17 protein-coding genes and 3 pseudogenes are annotated in these 16,586 nt (G+C 41.6%); 15 read left to right on the top strand and 5 right to left on the bottom strand.

Annotated elements, in window-relative coordinates; all coding sequences use genetic code 11:
* The first annotated feature begins 86 nt into the window (after positions 1 to 86).
* Together A3848_RS26590 and A3848_RS26595 are read left to right on the top strand one after the other, a co-directional pair.
* The gene (locus A3848_RS26590; protein WP_074087970.1) at positions 87 to 1,643 is read left to right on the top strand and encodes an ABC-F family ATP-binding cassette domain-containing protein; all 1,557 of its coding nucleotides are present in this window, start codon (positions 87 to 89) and stop codon (positions 1,641 to 1,643) included.
* A 248-nt stretch (positions 1,644 to 1,891) separates the two neighbouring features.
* Positions 1,892 to 3,013 carry a PTS transporter subunit EIIC gene (locus tag A3848_RS26595; RefSeq protein ID WP_074087972.1) on the top strand — a complete coding sequence of 374 codons (1,122 nt, stop codon included), beginning with the start codon at positions 1,892 to 1,894 and terminating at the stop codon, positions 3,011 to 3,013.
* 93 nt (positions 3,014 to 3,106) lie between these two features.
* Here A3848_RS26595 and A3848_RS26600 read toward each other — a convergent pair whose 3' ends face one another.
* Positions 3,107 to 3,760 carry a VOC family protein gene (locus A3848_RS26600; protein WP_083609743.1) on the bottom strand — a complete coding sequence of 218 codons (654 nt, stop codon included), beginning with the start codon at positions 3,758 to 3,760 and terminating at the stop codon, positions 3,107 to 3,109.
* A gap of 233 nt (positions 3,761 to 3,993) precedes the next feature.
* On the opposite strand from A3848_RS26600, the gene A3848_RS26605 reads away from it, so the two are divergent.
* Positions 3,994 to 5,385 (top strand): ADP-ribosylglycohydrolase family protein, encoded by a 1,392-nt coding sequence (locus A3848_RS26605; protein WP_074087973.1) that lies wholly within the window; start codon positions 3,994 to 3,996, stop codon positions 5,383 to 5,385.
* A gap of 124 nt (positions 5,386 to 5,509) precedes the next feature.
* Here A3848_RS26605 and A3848_RS26610 read toward each other — a convergent pair whose 3' ends face one another.
* Entirely contained in the window at positions 5,510 to 8,098 is a 2,589-nt protein-coding gene (locus A3848_RS26610) for a glycosyl hydrolase (RefSeq protein WP_074087975.1), read from the bottom strand.
* 267 nt (positions 8,099 to 8,365) lie between these two features.
* A complete protein-coding gene (locus tag A3848_RS26615; RefSeq protein WP_074087976.1) occupies positions 8,366 to 8,584 on the bottom strand; it encodes a helix-turn-helix domain-containing protein in 219 nt (72 codons plus the stop codon).
* Between the two features lie 122 nt (positions 8,585 to 8,706).
* Between A3848_RS26615 and A3848_RS26620 the strand changes: the two genes are divergently transcribed.
* On the top strand, positions 8,707 to 8,967 hold the full coding sequence (locus tag A3848_RS26620; protein ID WP_256702561.1) for a DUF6809 family protein: 261 nt from the start codon (positions 8,707 to 8,709) through the stop codon (positions 8,965 to 8,967).
* Between the two features lie 217 nt (positions 8,968 to 9,184).
* Positions 9,185 to 10,003: a hypothetical protein gene (locus A3848_RS26625; protein ID WP_074087979.1), complete on the top strand. Its 819-nt coding sequence runs from the start codon at positions 9,185 to 9,187 to the stop codon at positions 10,001 to 10,003.
* 272 nt (positions 10,004 to 10,275) lie between these two features.
* Here the strand turns inward: A3848_RS26625 and A3848_RS26630 are convergent, their stop codons facing one another.
* Both A3848_RS26630 and A3848_RS26635 read right to left on the bottom strand, forming a co-directional pair.
* Positions 10,276 to 11,160 (bottom strand): VCBS repeat-containing protein, encoded by an 885-nt coding sequence (locus tag A3848_RS26630; protein WP_256702562.1) that lies wholly within the window; start codon positions 11,158 to 11,160, stop codon positions 10,276 to 10,278.
* 284 nt (positions 11,161 to 11,444) lie between these two features.
* Positions 11,445 to 12,164, bottom strand: coding sequence for a class I SAM-dependent methyltransferase (locus tag A3848_RS26635; protein WP_074087981.1), 720 nt, complete (start codon positions 12,162 to 12,164; stop codon positions 11,445 to 11,447).
* A gap of 119 nt (positions 12,165 to 12,283) precedes the next feature.
* Between A3848_RS26635 and A3848_RS26640 the strand changes: the two are divergent.
* The 10 genes and pseudogenes from A3848_RS26640 to A3848_RS26680 form a co-directional block, all read left to right on the top strand.
* Positions 12,284 to 12,397 (top strand): annotated as a pseudogene (locus A3848_RS26640) (DUF255 domain-containing protein); the annotation flags it as partial.
* A 7-nt stretch (positions 12,398 to 12,404) separates the two neighbouring features.
* Positions 12,405 to 12,653, top strand: coding sequence for a hypothetical protein (locus tag A3848_RS33180; RefSeq protein ID WP_256702567.1), 249 nt, complete (start codon positions 12,405 to 12,407; stop codon positions 12,651 to 12,653).
* Positions 12,654 to 12,670: 17 nt separating this feature from the next.
* Positions 12,671 to 12,766 (top strand): annotated as a pseudogene (locus tag A3848_RS33500) (DUF255 domain-containing protein); the annotation flags it as partial.
* 18 nt (positions 12,767 to 12,784) lie between these two features.
* A complete protein-coding gene (locus A3848_RS31945) occupies positions 12,785 to 13,111 on the top strand; it encodes a hypothetical protein (protein ID WP_256702569.1) in 327 nt (108 codons plus the stop codon).
* A 60-nt stretch (positions 13,112 to 13,171) separates the two neighbouring features.
* The gene (locus tag A3848_RS31950; protein WP_143192466.1) at positions 13,172 to 13,504 is read left to right on the top strand and encodes a YrpD family protein; all 333 of its coding nucleotides are present in this window, start codon (positions 13,172 to 13,174) and stop codon (positions 13,502 to 13,504) included.
* A complete protein-coding gene (locus tag A3848_RS26655) occupies positions 13,459 to 13,953 on the top strand; it encodes a YrpD family protein (RefSeq protein WP_074087984.1) in 495 nt (164 codons plus the stop codon). The genes A3848_RS31950 and A3848_RS26655 overlap by 46 nt, the downstream gene beginning before the upstream one ends.
* 59 nt (positions 13,954 to 14,012) lie before the next feature.
* Positions 14,013 to 14,456, top strand: coding sequence for a copper amine oxidase N-terminal domain-containing protein (locus A3848_RS26660; protein ID WP_074087986.1), 444 nt, complete (start codon positions 14,013 to 14,015; stop codon positions 14,454 to 14,456).
* A 271-nt stretch (positions 14,457 to 14,727) separates the two neighbouring features.
* Positions 14,728 to 15,116, top strand: a pseudogene (locus tag A3848_RS26670) (Y-family DNA polymerase).
* Between the two features lie 298 nt (positions 15,117 to 15,414).
* On the top strand, positions 15,415 to 15,561 hold the full coding sequence (locus A3848_RS33505; protein WP_074088230.1) for an immunity protein YezG family protein: 147 nt from the start codon (positions 15,415 to 15,417) through the stop codon (positions 15,559 to 15,561).
* A gap of 109 nt (positions 15,562 to 15,670) precedes the next feature.
* On the top strand, positions 15,671 to 16,441 hold the full coding sequence (locus A3848_RS26680) for a tetratricopeptide repeat protein (RefSeq protein WP_074087990.1): 771 nt from the start codon (positions 15,671 to 15,673) through the stop codon (positions 16,439 to 16,441).
* The last annotated feature ends 145 nt before the right edge of the window (positions 16,442 to 16,586 follow it).

A 16,586-nucleotide genomic window follows, 5' to 3' on the forward strand; every position in this document is an offset into this window, starting at 1 on the left:
AATTTTTTAAAACCTGTCTGGAGTTGTGCCGCTTTAGCCTTTATAATATGACAAGAGTACAGTATAAAGGAAAAGGTGTTTATTACATGAGCATATTAAATGTAGAAAAGCTGAGTCATGGATTCGGCGACCGCGCGATTTTCACCGATGTATCATTCCGTCTGCTAAAGGGCGAACATATCGGACTGATCGGAGCCAATGGTGAAGGTAAATCCACCTTCATGAACATCATCACAGGCAAGCTTCAGCCGGACGAAGGAAAAGTCGAATGGGCAAAACGCATGCGGGCCGGTTATCTGGACCAGCACGCCGTACTGACGAAGGGACAATCGATTCGTGACGTTTTGCGGGGTGCCTTTCAATATCTCTTTGACATGGAACAAGAGATGAATGACATGTATGGCAGAATGGGCGAGGTGTCTCCTGAGGAATTGGAGCAGATGCTGGAGGATGTCGGAACGATTCAGGACACACTGACAAGCCAGGATTTCTATATGATCGATGCTAAGGTGGATGAAACCGCCCGCGGGTTGGGACTGACGGATATCGGTCTGGATAAGGACGTCCATGATCTCAGCGGCGGTCAACGGACCAAGGTTCTGCTGGCCAAGCTGCTGCTGGAGAAGCCGGACATTCTGCTGCTGGACGAACCTACGAACTATCTCGACGAGCAGCACATTGTATGGCTGAAGCGGTATTTGCAGGAATACGAGAATGCTTTCATTTTGATTTCGCATGACATTCCGTTCCTGAACAGTGTCATCAACCTGATCTATCATATGGAGAATCAGTCGTTGACGCGATATGTGGGCGATTACGAGTACTTCCAGCAGGTGTATGAGGCGAAGAAATCGCAGCTTGAATCTGCGTTTAAACGCCAGCAGCAGGAGATCGCGGATCTGAAGGACTTCGTTGCCCGGAACAAAGCCAGTGTGGCTACACGTAATATGGCGATGTCCCGGCAGAAAAAGCTGGATAAGATGGACGTTATCGAACTCGCCAGAGAAAAACCGAAACCGCAGTTCAACTTCAAGGATGCGCGCACTTCCGGCAAGCTTATTTTCGAAACCAAGGAGCTCGTAATCGGATACGATTCTCCGTTGTCGAGACCCCTGAATCTCCAAATGGAACGCGGACAAAAAATCGCGCTCGTCGGCGCGAACGGGATCGGTAAAACGACATTGCTGCGCAGCATTCTGGGCCAGATCCCGGCGATTTCAGGTTCGGCCAGACTCGGCGATCTGTTGGAAATCGGCTATTTCGAGCAGGAGATCAAGGGAACGAACTACAACACCTGTATTGAAGAGATTTGGACGGAGTTCCCGTCATACACTCAGTTTGAAATACGGGCGGCTCTTGCCAAATGCGGTCTGACGACCAATCATATCGAGAGCAAGATCGCGGTCTTAAGCGGTGGCGAGAAAGCCAAAGTCCGTTTGTGTAAGCTGATTAACCGCGAGACCAATCTGCTGGTACTGGACGAACCGACCAACCATCTTGACGTCGATGCGAAGGACGAGCTGCAGCGTGCGCTCAAAGCCTATAAGGGCAGCATTTTGCTGATCTCGCATGAACCCGAATTCTATCGTGATATCGTGACAGAAACGTGGAACTGCGAATCTTGGACGACAAAAGTATTTTAAAACAACCTGCAGGAATGCGGGTTTGACCGGTGACCCGTAAGATGGAAACTTTGAAAAAAGTGACCCTCTTGCGGGTCATTTGTCTTTGAAGTATAGGTGCCGTATATCTGAAATCCGCCTTAGCCTGCATGAAATGCACTAATTATTGGGGTGCCTTACCCGCAGACCACTATGCTATAGTAGACGTCGAAAGATTGGCTGAAATCTATTGTCAGTCAGATATCACCATAAGGACGCAGGGGGATCATATGGAAGTACATAATCAGGCAACATCTGTGCAGCACTCCAAAAAGAGCGCGGTTAATATCATAATTGACGGCATCTCTGGAATCTTTCTTCCGATTGTTAATATTCTGAGTGCAGCAGGCATTATGAAAGGGTTATTGGCTGGCGCGGCGGCGCTGGAGCTAATCAGTAAAACAGAAGGCACGTATACAGCGCTGAACGCGATGGCGGACAGTCTGTTCTACTATCTTCCCATTCTTCTGGCATATACAGCAGCCCGAAAATTTGGGGCAAATCCATTTACCGCTGTTGTGGTCGCCGGGGTGTTACTATACCCGAGTCTGACCACTCAGTTTGCAGACCACGAGACGATACAGTTTTTTGGCATGGGGATTACTCCTGTCAACTATCCGGCAAGTGCCATTCCAATTATTCTCGCAGTTGGCTTGCTGGTCTATGTCGAACGAATATGTATTAAAGTGTTACCTGAGATCATTCGTGAGTTCTTTACACCATTGATCTCTATTGTTGTGGTATCCTCCGTGACGCTGCTGGTGTTCGGACCGATGGGCACACTTGCCGGGGATGCGCTCGCCAAAGGGTATAGCTTTGTATATCATCTCAGTCCGGTAGGAGCGGGAATGGTCCTGGGTGCAATCATTCAGCCGATGGTCATCTTCGGCCTGCACTGGAGTCTGGTGCCGCTCGCAATTAATAATATCAGCCTGAATGGTTCGGATACCCTCTTGGCTCTGATGGGCCCGGCCTCGTTCGCACAGGCAGGAGCAGCGCTCGCGGTATTCTTCAAAGCCAAAGATAAAAAGTTCAAAACCTTAAGCTTATCCGCTTCCATTTCGGCCTTGTTCGGAGTCACCGAGCCCGCGATGTTCGGTGTGAATCTGCCCTTGCGCAAGCCGATGGTCATTGTATGTTGTGCCGGAGCCGTCGGCGGCGGAATGGCCGGGATGTTCGGATCGTCCGCGATTTCCTTCGCTTTTGCGGGACTGCCGACATTACCTGCTTACCTGGGCGACGGGTTCGGCGGTTTCCTGATCGCCTGTGCGACTGGTTTTCTTATCGCTCTGATTGCAACGCTGCTGATAAGACTGGAAACTGAGCCTGGAATGGATGCAAGAGCTAAGTAAATGACAGAAGAAACAGGCTTCGTCGTCCGAGGGATCGAGCTTGGATGCGGAGCCTGTTTATAATAGATGAGAAGCTAGTTGATGAAATGCCACTCATTCCCGATAGTTTACCGCCTTATGAATTTCAAATTCCCCGTGTCCCTTAAGCAGGACAGAGATATATTGTGGTTCTGCTTTCACATCTGACATAAACCATACTCTTCCTTGTTTCACCAAAATAATCAACCCATTCTCATCACCAACGGCTGTAAATGTTTCACTTTGGCCTCTCCAAGGAGAAAGATTGTATTTCTCTCCAAAAAACGCTGCAGCAGATAATACATCTGGGACAGGTAAGCCGATTTCACTTACGTTCAAAAGACTTTTACCAGAAAACTCATGAGTTGAACTATTATTAAGATTATGACGGGCTATCAATTCCACTATATTTCCGTCGGGATCCTTAAAATAAATCGAGTGGGCGTTCCAATCCTCAAAGAAAATAATTAAATCCCCGTTGTCATCCATCAATTCCACTCTATTTTTAAGCCAATTCATTGCATCTTCAATCTGGTTTTCTGGTATGTTGAATGCAAAATGATATGGTGAATTATGATTACGCTGGTATTCATAATCCAATTGAGAACTCCCAACTGTGAGACAAAATGATTGTGCATCATTCCTACTTATTGGGAGATTCAATACACCCGTGTAGAACTCAATCATCTGATTCAAATTCCTGCAAAAGAGTTTTAGTTTCTTAATCAAAATGGGTATCCCTCCGGGTTCGTCCAACGAATATAGAGTATTAGATTTATTTTACAATGAGACGGACCTGAAAATGTGTAGCTTATCCTGAAATTCTGGGGCAGGAGAACTTAATGCATTTCTCGAATAGTCCTTGATGGAATGCTTTAGAATGTTCTTCTATCATTTGACACGTTGAGGTAAGTTGTCAATGAATTAAGAATAAATTCTAATTTGGACAAAGGAGATGCAGCATGCTACCATCACTCACATTTCTTAAACGTCAATTGGAGGGGGTTCTCCGCAATAAATTCGCGCAGGGGCATCAAACCTCGGGTTATTTAGCCAAGCTGGAACAGCTTCCTGCAAGTTATGATGCCTATCTGGAATTCGCTCAGAGCTTGGCTGCCATTCCAATGCGGGATAATTGGTCTTACTATGAGCCGGATGATTTAGAGGAGATATGGCGGGAATGCGATCCGGCCCGACCTCTTGGCCAGGTCGGAATCCTGAATCTGAAGGACAGCTCCAAGCGGGTCGAGGCGGGATTCCTCGCTTCCGTCTGTGGCTCCATGCTGGGCAAACCGATCGAAGTCAACCCCAGCTTGTCGGAATTGCGTCAAGCGCTTACTTCCGTAGGGGAATGGCCACTGAACGATTACATCTCTGATGATATCCTCCATGCGTTGAATCGTCGTCATTGGTCCTGGTATGAGACGACCCGGGGGCGAATTCGTTATGTGGCACCTGACGATGATATCAATTACACATTAATGGGGATGCTTGTGCTGGAGCAATTCGGCAAGGGTTTTACGAAAAGAAATATAAGGGATTTATGGATAAATCATCTTCCGATAAGTACAACTTGGGGTCCAGAGAGATCCATCCTGATTCAATCGGGGATTAGTTATTTGGAGCATGACAGGGAAATATTCAATCACTCTGAAATAGAGGCTTGGCCCGATCTTTTGGTACAGGATACGGAACTATGCGGGGCAGCGATTCGCGCAGATGCTTACGGCTATGCCTGTCCCGGTCAACCCGCGCTTGCGGCTGAGCTAGCTTGGCGGGATGCAAGTTTTACACATCGCCGGACCGGTATTTACTCCACGATGTTCATAGCTGCTGCGATTGCTGTCGCACATGTGCTGCGTGATCCTGTTGAGATCATCAGTACTGCACTGCAATTCGTACCGAGAAGGAGCCGATTCTATGAGATTACTAAGGATTGCTTGCAGATGGTAGCGAATGCAGATAACTGGCTGGAAGCCTATCAGAGCATTAACGATAAGTATGCGAATTATTCCCACTGTCAGGTTTATCAGGAAATAGGCACTTTAATAAATACATTTCGATTTGCAGAACATGTAGGTGACGGGATATGCAAGCAGGTGATGCAAGGCAACGATACGGACAGCTTTGGGGCAACAGCCGGCTCTCTGCTCGGGGTTTATTTTGGTTCTGATGGCTTAGAGTCAAGATGGCTTGAGCCTTTCCAGGACCGGATTCATACGGGGTTATCTAATTTTCATGAGCAAAAGCTTTCCCGTTTGGCCGAGCGGATGGGGCGTTTGCCGGAACTGATGAACACCGGTCAGCATCGAATTCAGCCCAGTGAGCTCTATGTGAACGAAAACACGGATTGAGGCCTTTGAATTTGATTTCATCATAAAAATGTATGAGAAATCAGTTGATTCTCATTTTTGTCTAACATAACAAAAAGGGCTGGAGCAGGGTGAAACCCCGATCCAACCCTTTTTTCTTGCCTGCTTACGGCTCAATCCCCCATACCAGCTGACCGTTCATATACCCGGTAACCTGTTCATTGTTTACGAACTGACTGCTGGATGCACCGAACGAGTAATCATTAGCCTGGTTGTAATTGGACCAGTTGGTTTTGGAGAACCGTGCTTGAATCTCTGCGCTCTGGCCGGGATTAAGCGTTCCTGCCGAACTCGTAAAGCCAATCTCCAGAACATAATCGGCCCCGGCAACCGGAGTCGCCAGTTTAACGAATTTGCTGGTTATATTCGCACCCCCGATACTGGACCAGTCGCACCAAAAACTCTGTTCGTTGTCCCCGTCAATGGTATAGTAATACCGGAGCTTGACATCACCGAGCTGAATTGGTGAATCGCCGGTATTGACTACTTTGAATTTGGGTGAAATTCCGTTGGTAGAAGCACTCGTGCTGCCGTTATAGCTCTGGATCGTCAAGTCTCCCGAAGGAACAGGAACACTGCTGTCCACTACATTTACAGTAAGAACGGCATTATTTCCTCCGTTGAAATGAAAGGTTATCGTATTTTGGCCCAGCGGCAGTGTGGAAAGATAAGATTTGCGCAGAATGGCAGCAGTGCTAGATGCCGTATAATCCTGGCCTGGTATAAGCGTATAATTTCCATTCGTTATACTTGCAAGCTGGAGTCCGTTTAAGGTAAGGGATAGGGAAATATCCTGTGCTAGATTCGCCGCTTTATCAAATGCCGCATTCACGGGCGAAATCGCAGCGCCCGGTGTGGAATCGACAATTTTGACTTTTAATACAGGATCTTGACCTTGGTTAAAATCAAAGATGATCGAATGCTCGCCAACCGGCAGCCCACCCAGGAAGGTTTTTTTTAACAGCAGTGTACTTCCGCTCAAGGTATAATCCTGATTCACGGTCAATGCACTTCCACCTGCCCGGAGAGCGGTTAATGTATTGCCGTTAGCATTCACGGTTATGGCTTTGTCGCTCTGAGACGGCGCATATTTGTCAAATTCAACGTTTGCAGGTGTAATAGACGCGCTTGGAGTGGGATCATCCACCTTAAGATCGGGCAGCTCATCCAGCGTGATTACATAATTACTTTGATACAGTGTTTTCAGAGTAGCCGGATAATTAAAAGCAGTACTCATGAGATGTTCACCATACCACGGTAGGAAATAGAGCCATCCTGACTTTTCCTCGGTCAGGTTCTTCACACTCGGTACGGTATCATTCTCTGTCATCGCAACCATTTTTTTGCCACCGGTCAAGTCAACAAGCTTATAGAAAATCGATGTAATGGCATCCTCATTGGGCACGCCGGACAAACCGTCATAGCGGTTGTAGATCGTATTGTATTTATCATAACCGACCATATCCACCTGATTGTCGCCGGGATACCATGCGGGAGAGGTGCTATACACATAGCTGTTGTAGGTCCAGATCAAGTTGTGCAAGCCGTATGTCTCCGTAAGCTCGGTGTAGAGCAAATTCCACAGCTGTTTATACACGTCCGCGCCTGCCGAAGCCCACCAGAACCACGCGCCTTCGCCATTCAACCCGCCGTTGCCCTCTGCCTCGTGAAAGGGACGGAAGATAACCGGCACCTTGTTATTCTGCAGAATCTGCAGCTGCTCCGCGAGATCCTGGATAGCCATCATTACGTATTGATATTCTTTGGTACCGGGAACTACCGCATTGGCTGTTTTAAAATTGGTTTCTGTCGGCTTGTAGGTGGCTTCCTTCCAATCCACGGGCTGTCCTAGCTGATAGCTGGTGAAATTACGCGGCACCGTGATATGCCAGCTGTTCGTCGCAATCCCTCCCCGGTTATTCACCCAATCGATCATACGGGCAGTTGTACCGTCCTCCCAGCCGTACAGCGGATTATAGTTCATTAGATCGAAGCCGCGGATGGCCGGATACTTTCCGGTTAGATTATGGATCCAATCGAACTCGAGCTCGGAGTTGCCGTCATTTCCACCTCCATAAATCTCTTGCTGGCCGGAGATCATATGTTTGCCGTAGACCTCTGTTAAATAATTCATCAAAACCTGCGTTTCCGGTGTAGCCTTAGGGTCGGTAAGGACAGGCAGCACATCCAAAGGATCAAGAACAGCAACATCGACCGTAAAGGTGTCAAAATAAGCAAATCCCCAGCCGGCCTTTATTTGGATGGTGTTATTGCCTTGGTTCAGCTTTTGAATGCCAAAATCGAAATTCGACCACGTAGTTGTATAGGGTAGCATATACGAACCTTTGGTAACGCCGTTAACACTTAAAGATTGAAGCCTTCCGTCTGGACTGAGCTCCTGCATATATCGGGTCCGGATCGAATACATACCAGTTTCCGGGACCGCTACGGTGAAGGTTAATGTACCGGAATTCTGCATCCAGACAAATCCGCTTCCAGAGTATCCGGGCTTCGGCTGTCCATAAATTTGCGTCACCACTTGCAGGTCGGAGCTAAGCTGTGCGTTCTCACTTTCAATCGTGAATAGTGCGGGGTTGGTGTTAGTGTCTGCATGAACGGGGGCTGCTGTTACCCATCCAAGCATTAGACTCATTGCCAGCATCAGTACACTTACCTTTTTGAGCCAAGTTTTCATTGTCATCTTCCTTTCGATGTTGGAATATGATGAATACCTGTTCAATCTACCGATTCATGATGGCGCTCTCATAGAAAACATAACATATGTATCAATAAATGTAAATATATGGACATTTGAAAGTTTTGGACTTGAAAAGAAAGAGGAAATACATACCTGAATTCAATCAGAGATCTGCACACGTATATACACGTATATAATAGTTAACGAAAAAATAAAAAAGCTCTTTCAGTAAGATACTGATGAGCTTTTTTAGCTTTTCCTACGCTAACTATTGGGATAAGGCTGTTTATGATTTGTTCGGTTCAACAGATAGTCAGTGCTTGTCTGATGCAAATCAGCAAGTTTGATCAAAATAACAACCGGGATATTTACCTCTCCACGTTCGTAATTACTATATATCCGTTGACTGCAACCAAGATATTCCGCAACCTGCATTTGTGACAGATCCTTATCTTCACGGAGATTTCTAATCCTCTCATACATAGTTACCACCTCAATGCTTATCTTACTTTAGCGAGTAGGTCGCTATTGATATTTAGCGATATAATCGCTAAGATGTATTTAGTATGATGAAATAGGAGGGGATTTAAACCATGGGTAGTCTCTTGAAGAAGCTTTATTATGGAAATATTTGTCCCGACGAACACATTCATCCCGAAAATCCAGAATACAAGTTACTGAATGAAAAAATATCAAATAGTATAGAAGCCTACCATAAAAAGCTCACACCCGATGAGTATGATGAGCTTGAGAAGCTGATTGATTTGCTGGGGCAGACAACATCTATGTATTCTGCTGCTGCATATACGGAAGGGTTTCGGCTGGGGGCGTTGATGATTATGGAGGTGATGGGGGCGGGGAAATAGGCAGTAGCAGTATTTAGTGAATGCAGGTACTGAAGAAGTCTCGGTATTGGGAAATTATGATATCATCATAGTAAGAAATGATACGCTTATAGTTTATCTGGACATTCAAACAAATCAGGTGACAAAAATTCCATGAATAATTAAATTTTTTACACTTGTCGTACTCATCATAGTTATACACTTGGAGTATAAATGTATTCATTTGGAGGAAAGTATTATGACCAATAGTAGCATAAAAAAAGCCGCAATGATTTTGAGCTTCTCAATGGTTATAACAGCATTTTCAAGCCAAGCCTGGGCGGTGCAAGGTACAAATACTTCAACACCTGCATATGTAATGAGTTCAGATAGCAAAAATCCTTATGAGGTTGCTGGAATAGACGATCCTGCAGAATTTACGGCTTATTTTGCCAAATTACAAAAAGCGGTTAAGGATAACAAACCTGCAGAAGTGGCAGATCTAATCTCCTATCCCATGAATTTGAACAAAGACAACAAAACGTATGTTATTTATAACAAAGAAGAATTTATTAAGAAATACGATCGTATCTTCACTTCTCTTGTACGTGACATTCTTCTAGCTCAAAAAGTCGATAAGCTGTTTGTGAACTATCAAGGAGTTATGGTTGGAGATGGAGAATTGTGGATGGGCGTGCGAAACAATAAACTTGGAGTTATTGCGGTTAATATCACTAACAATCCATATGAAATAGCAGGCATCAAAAATCCAGTCGTATTTGAGCATAACTTCAGTTTGCTGCAGAAACACGTTAAAGAAGGAAAAAAATCTGAGGTCGCCCATTTGATGGTGTACCCATTGAAAGTGAACAATAAGGGGAAAACCATAGAAATCAAAACCAAGAAAGATTTTATTGCAAAATATGACAAAATCATGACTGCTAAAGTCAAGAAGGCGTTATTAGCTCAAAAACTCGATAAAGTATTTATTAATTCGAAAGGTGTTATGATTGGCAACGGAGAGCTGTGGATGGGACAGTTCGGAGAGCAAGTTGGTGTATTTGCTATAAACCAGTAATTATTCATACGCTCTTAAAAGCTAGTATTAACAGGCAGACGCGATTTGAGTTACAATAAAGGCCACCGCTTCATTCGCTTACTTTGCTAAATTCTCTTGCTCCAATCAGACCCTAGACAATAGCAATACTCGAAAACATAAAAGCGACTATGCTCCGTGCATGGTCGCTTTTTTGTGTAACTTGCAATACTTTACCCAAATCCCACAGAAAAGTGGTGATGCTACATGTTATCAATTATAGTTACTGAAGAACTACCTCATCATAAAATTGATCAATAAAGGGCAATTAAATTAGTACCAAGTATGGCTACTAACAATCTTGTTGAAATAAATCGAGTACCTTCCCATGTTAAAATATTTTCTACATACCCTAATGTATCCGAATTAGTAGTGCCGATAATTCGTTGAATCGCGAGTAAATCATAACTATTACTTTTTGGGTTTGTAACAATGGGATATAACGCACCTAAAGCAAGAACCTCTCCTTTTACGGGTTGTTTTAGTTTGCCATCTTCGTTGTAGTATTGTGATAAATATTCTACGCCCTTATAGCTAATGTCTATAGTGAATAGCACGTTTAATTGGGGATTCCCTATGCTTACCTTGTAAAAATCCTCATAATTTACATTAAATTTATATTCAGTATTGTATTTTTCAACATTAAACATTTCTTGTAGATGGTTATCCTTAAAGGAATACACATAGAATATGCCATATCCGCCGCTTCCTCCAGAGTCAATACTTATTAAAATATCCGCTACGCCATCTTTGGAGAAATCCCCCAGAAAAAGTCTGGCATTATATCCAGCATTGTATTGAAGATTTACCGTTGTAGTTATGTTAGAATGTCCATCTTGGATCGCAAGTGTGATTTGATCAGCAAAGTCTCCAGTTCCTTCTGGTTTATTTCCGAATAAATATATGTTATCTAGCGTTCTGTCCCCATTTACATCGGCTTGCTTTATATCCAGCAAAGTAATGTTTCTGGAAAGAGTCAAGTTACCATACCCTCGGTCTGGGTATATTTGGTTTGAATATTGGTGTGGAGTCCCAAAGTAAACCTTTTGCTTATATTGCGGATCAGCAGAAAGAGGTTGCAGTGAAGTGGCAGGCGGAATGTATTTCACGGTTAAGTTTTGTCGGTTCAAATCAGACATATATATTCCTCCATGATAATTGGGTTATAATCCATACATTCAGAACGGACCGCGCATATCCTGTGTTAGAAAAGAATGAGGAGGGGAAATCAATGGGATATCCTGAAGTTTGTCACGGATTTACTTCTACGACTGCAATTTTGGTTCTTTATATTTTGTTGGTAATTATTTTATCTGCTGGTTTCTTTGTTTAGTAACAAAGCCTCTGAAGCGTATGAAGCCATGAACAAGAGCCTATATTGCTAGGCTTTTGTTCTTTTTTTGTAGCATGGCGAACAACAAGCTTATTTGGTTCCAATCACAAGAATAAATCCGATATATTCTGCATAACTGTCCATTATACTGTTGTACTTACGGATTACTTCCCAAATGGAGGGGTCAAGAAAGGAACCTTCATCAATTTGTTGATGAGCGTCAGGTTGCTCCAACAAATCCAGACTTGTTTTAGGAAACCGGTAGGGACCCTCTATCTTTGAACGATTAAATCCTATGATTTGTACTAAAGCTAACCACTCCTTAATGTCCCATAGCTTATCAACGTGGTAAAAATTAGTGATTTCTTGGTTGATTTCAGTAGACATGGGTTTTCGTTGGGTCATTTCTCTGTCAAAAAGTTGGCCTCCAGACCGCAAAACCCTGTAGTATTCCAAGAATGCCTTCCTTGTATCGGTGAAGATGGATACAGACTCGACAAGAATCACATCAAATGATTCGTTAGGAAAAGGCAGTGAAAGTGCGTCTCCCTCCAAGAATTTCAAGGTTACATTCTCTTTTTCAGCCCGCTTTTTTGCTTTTGCAATCATATCTGGGCGAATATCTATACCTACTACATCATGACCCTGAGCAGCTAAATAACAAGATGTTCTACCTGTGCCACAACCAATTTCAAGAATTCTGGAGCTAGTGGGTAGGGGATAATGTTCAAACTGCTTCAAGGTTGCAGAAAATCCTCCAGGATGAGCACTACCAATACCTAATTTGGACAGCATGTCGAAATACTCCATATACTAAATTTCCTTTCATCGAAGGTTTTATCTTATAATATGTAAGAAAATTTACTTTGCACCGCAGTGGAGAATTTTATTGATTAAAACATGGTGAGTATAGAAAATCCCCGTAGCTTTTGCAGCATGCCCACAATCCCGTCGACTGGTATCCATGTGGAGAAGAGGCTTTTGCCAAAGCACAGTCTGAAAACAAGCCGATCTTCCTGTCTGTCGGCTATTCAACATGTCATTGATGAGATCTACAAAAAACTTAAAGATCAACAGATTGAATTTATTTATGACATATTTGAACAACCTTGGGGACAAAGAGTAGTTAGAGTATATGACCCAGATAAATATATTATAGAATTAGGCGAACCGATGAATGTGGTAATCAAGAGACATTATGAGGCTGGTATGACATTGGAAGAGGTAGCGGGGAGGTCTTCAACACCTATTAGTATTGTTAAAAATGTAATTAATAGCTTAGTTGAAAAATCGTTCTAATCCCTTCACCTTCTTATATGTTGCAACACGCTTAGAACCCCGTGGATTGGTATCCATGGGGAGACGAGGTCTTTACTAAATCTCAAGCGGAAAACAAGCCGATGTTCCTTTCACCAAAAGGAGGTAATTTTATGAACTATAGTAAAAAAAAAAAAACCAGTCTTCTTATTTCAAGTTTTGCAGTTTTTCCTGTTTCTGCATTTGCAGAAGAATCATTTCCAGAATCAAATGTGAAATTGACGGAGATCAATGTGGTGCATCAAGAGACTCAAAAGGTTACTGATAATCAACTTGGTGCTGTACTACAAATTGCCAAAAATGCAGTAGAAGAAGAAAGAGGGAATAAGGTTGGATTTGCAAAAAGTGCTGATCACAAACGACTTATGATTATGTTACGTTCGATGAACAATATACTTATTTTTATGAAGAGTCAGCAAGTGCTGACCCTCAATTATTAATAGTAGATAAGACAGATACTAACGTTGAGAGTTTTCTAGAAGGAAATGCAAATAAGATGAATGAGGCAAGAAGCTAACGGTATTAACGTAAAGCCTACAGCAGGTTTTATAGGCGATGGTGTAGGTGGCAGAATGAATGTTAATACTACTGGTAGCTATCTTATGGCACTTATGCAACTACCTTTAGTGGACAATAGTATAGTAAGTCTGGATAGACCCAATCACATTGCTTTTAACTATGGTGGCTTTGAATATACCACTTCAGTTCCTGACGGCATTGGTTCTTGGGCAGCAGACATGGGCTTGGAACTTTATAATAATTTAGGTCCAAGTTCTACGTCTTATGGTTGGAAACCTGTAATAATTCTCAAGAAAAAAATCGTCCATATGTAAGTGAGACAAATACTGGTTGGGATCAATATCAAAGCGCCACTTTCGATCCAAACTACAATCAAGTACAAACTAAAAATGGGTATAAACCTGGTACAGCTCCCTTAATGTATTTTTGGTATAATTATAATGGAAAGGTAAGAATTAAAATTAATGGTACATCTATTTGTCCAACACTTGGGGGCTACATCCTGAAAGACACTCCAAATATTACAATAATGGAGTCAAATGCAAGTTGGAATATTAGCGCTATAAGCAGATGGAAACTATTATCAACAGTTTACTCTCTAAATGATACTGGGAAAAATAGAACGACTTTTTCAAATATAAAGGTCGATGGAACACCCATTTCCAGCAGTGCATTGTCAGGTCCACTGAACGATCATTCTAACGTCACTGTCAGCGGAAATAATGTAATTACAATTGTTGTAAATAGCGACATTTACAATTAAATAATGGATAATAGACACTTTTAGTGTCTGTTATCCATTTCTATAAAAGGAGGAAGTGTATGAAAGCTATTTTCAAAGTATTCTTGCTTACAACTATTATTGCATTGACACTGGGAGGGACTGGTGTATTAGCTTCGTCTAGTAAACCAGATATTTACATCAATGATGAGAGGTTAGACATATATGCAAATGTTACTAGTCTTGGAACAACTCTCGTCCCTATGCGGCCCATTTTTGAAAAGTTTGGAATGTCAGTAGAATGGAACAATATCACAAAAACTGTAACAGCAAAGAAGGATAACAAAGTTATTGAGTTAACTAATAATTCTTATGATGCTTTGTTAAATGGAGAGAAAGTTGTATTAAATCAAGCACCTTCACTTGAACCAACCAGTAATATCTTTTATGTAAATCTGAGATTTATTTCTGAAGCTTTGGGTGCAAAAGTGACTTGGGAAAAAACAAAGAGTAATGCTACGATACACATTGATTTTGTTAAGTAGTTTTTAAAATACTTTCACCACAAAAAACAAACTCCTCTCCATATTTATGGACAGGCGTTTGTTTTTTGTTGAAATAAAAATATTGATATATTACCTCTTGCGTAAAGAATGTATATTCGGTACATAATATAAATACAGATATACAAACCAATGTTTTAATAAGAGTTTTTGGTAGGACTAAGAAGCAAAGAATAGTTATGTAAATTTACATGCAAAGTTTTTATGCTTCTGTATAGAAGGCTAAACATCCAGAATAAAAAATAAATCACCATTGGTTGCGGGAGAACCAGCGAAAAGGTCGAGGATAATTCTCGCTGTCTGTCCTCTGGCTAAAACCAAAGGAGTAAAGATCGCTGAAGGACTATGGGAATCACTAAAGAAGTGTCCTGAATTGATTATTGTAATATGCAAGAGTACATCAACGCATCAATGCAAATTGTTGAGATAATTGAATCGTTTACGGATCTTGTAGAGTCATACAGTATTGATGAAATGTTTTGTCAATTTACAGATTCAATGCATCTGTTTGCTGATAATACTTATGATTTAGCCAAGCCAATAAAAACCAAAATTACCAATAAAACAGGTATATATGCTGGTGCTGGAATCGGAGAAAATAAAATCCTCAGTAAACTTTGTTGTGACATGATGCAAAAATGATTCATGGTGGAGTATTTAAACTAAAGAAAAGTGAAATGGGGCAACAGGTATCAACCGATATGCGAAATGTGAGGTATAGAAACACTTACCAGTTGACCAACAACTTCAGGGTAATGGGAACTGGGAGGCTAGTAGAATGATGCTGCTACAACATAAGAAAAGGATTAACGAACATCGACAGAATTTCGGAAACAAATTGAAGCCTGTATTACATAGTGAATCGCGAGTTTATAAAGGTTAAGTTTATGGTATTTATGAAGACAGAGAGATCTTAGGTGTTGTGAAAGTTAAAACATCTGTGAACAAAACTGAGGAACTATATCAACTTATTGGTAATAAGTTAGTTGAGATTATTCCAGATGATTGGAGTGGAATTTATCTCTACGCTGAAATTTTACCAGATTCAAGAACAGTCTGTTTTTACTACCAATCTTCTATTTCTTAGTCGGCAGTGTAGGTGAAACCGACTTTTTTGTATACTCACATATAGAGATGTTATTTCCACCTCGAAATCTCATTCCTATACCTTAATTTAGAAAAGAGTGAAATGGAAAATGAATAGCAATAATTTTTATGATATAGGTGAAGAAGGATATTCTAAAGGGAATTATAAAACTGCATTATCATATTTTGAGAGAATACAACCTCCAACTTCTGATAGCCTAAACTACATCGGATGTTGTCATTTGTATCTTGGGAATTTTGATTTTGCTGTCAGTACTTTTAGAAACTTAATTGAAAAAGAGCCAATTTGGGAAAGACCAGTGTTCAATCTAGGTAGAGTGTATCTAAAATTAGGGGAAAGGGAGGCAGCATTTAAATGTTTTACAAAAGCCATGCAAATAAATAATCAGAATGAAGATGCACTCTTCTATATGGGGATATATTATTTAGAAGATGAAGAATATGAAACAGCGATATCATATTTTAAGCAAGCACTATCAATCGATGATAATCAATCTGAAACCCATCTGAATTTGGGAATCTGCTATTGGAGCTTGTCTGATTATAACTTAGCTCTAATGCATTTTGATAAAGCATATTTACTTGATAGAACCAGTTTTAATGCACTTTCTAATAAAGGACGTACCCTCATATTATTGAAAGACTATAAAGAAGCTTTAGTAGTATTCAAAACAGCATATGCTATTAAAACTGATGAAATTGAATTTATAACAGATATTGTATATTGCAATTTAAAATTGAAAAATTATGATATTGCTTATGAGTGGACCAAAAAGGCCCTTGATTTAGATCCTGATAATGAAAGGGCTAGAAAATTCAAGGTGAAGATAGAGAAAATACTTGGTCAAATTGAGGAATAAGGCCCGGAAGGAAATGCAGAAGTTACTTCGGCATGTCGAAGACAAATTGTATGATGATGTATAAAACGATCAAGTAGACTACCTTCAAGAAGCTAGAGAGAATGATGTAGCACCTAATCTATTTGACTATATAGTCCCAATTTGC

Source organism: Paenibacillus sp. P32E (genome assembly GCF_001909085.1).
GTDB lineage: Bacteria > Bacillota > Bacilli > Paenibacillales > Paenibacillaceae > Paenibacillus_AQ > Paenibacillus_AQ helianthi.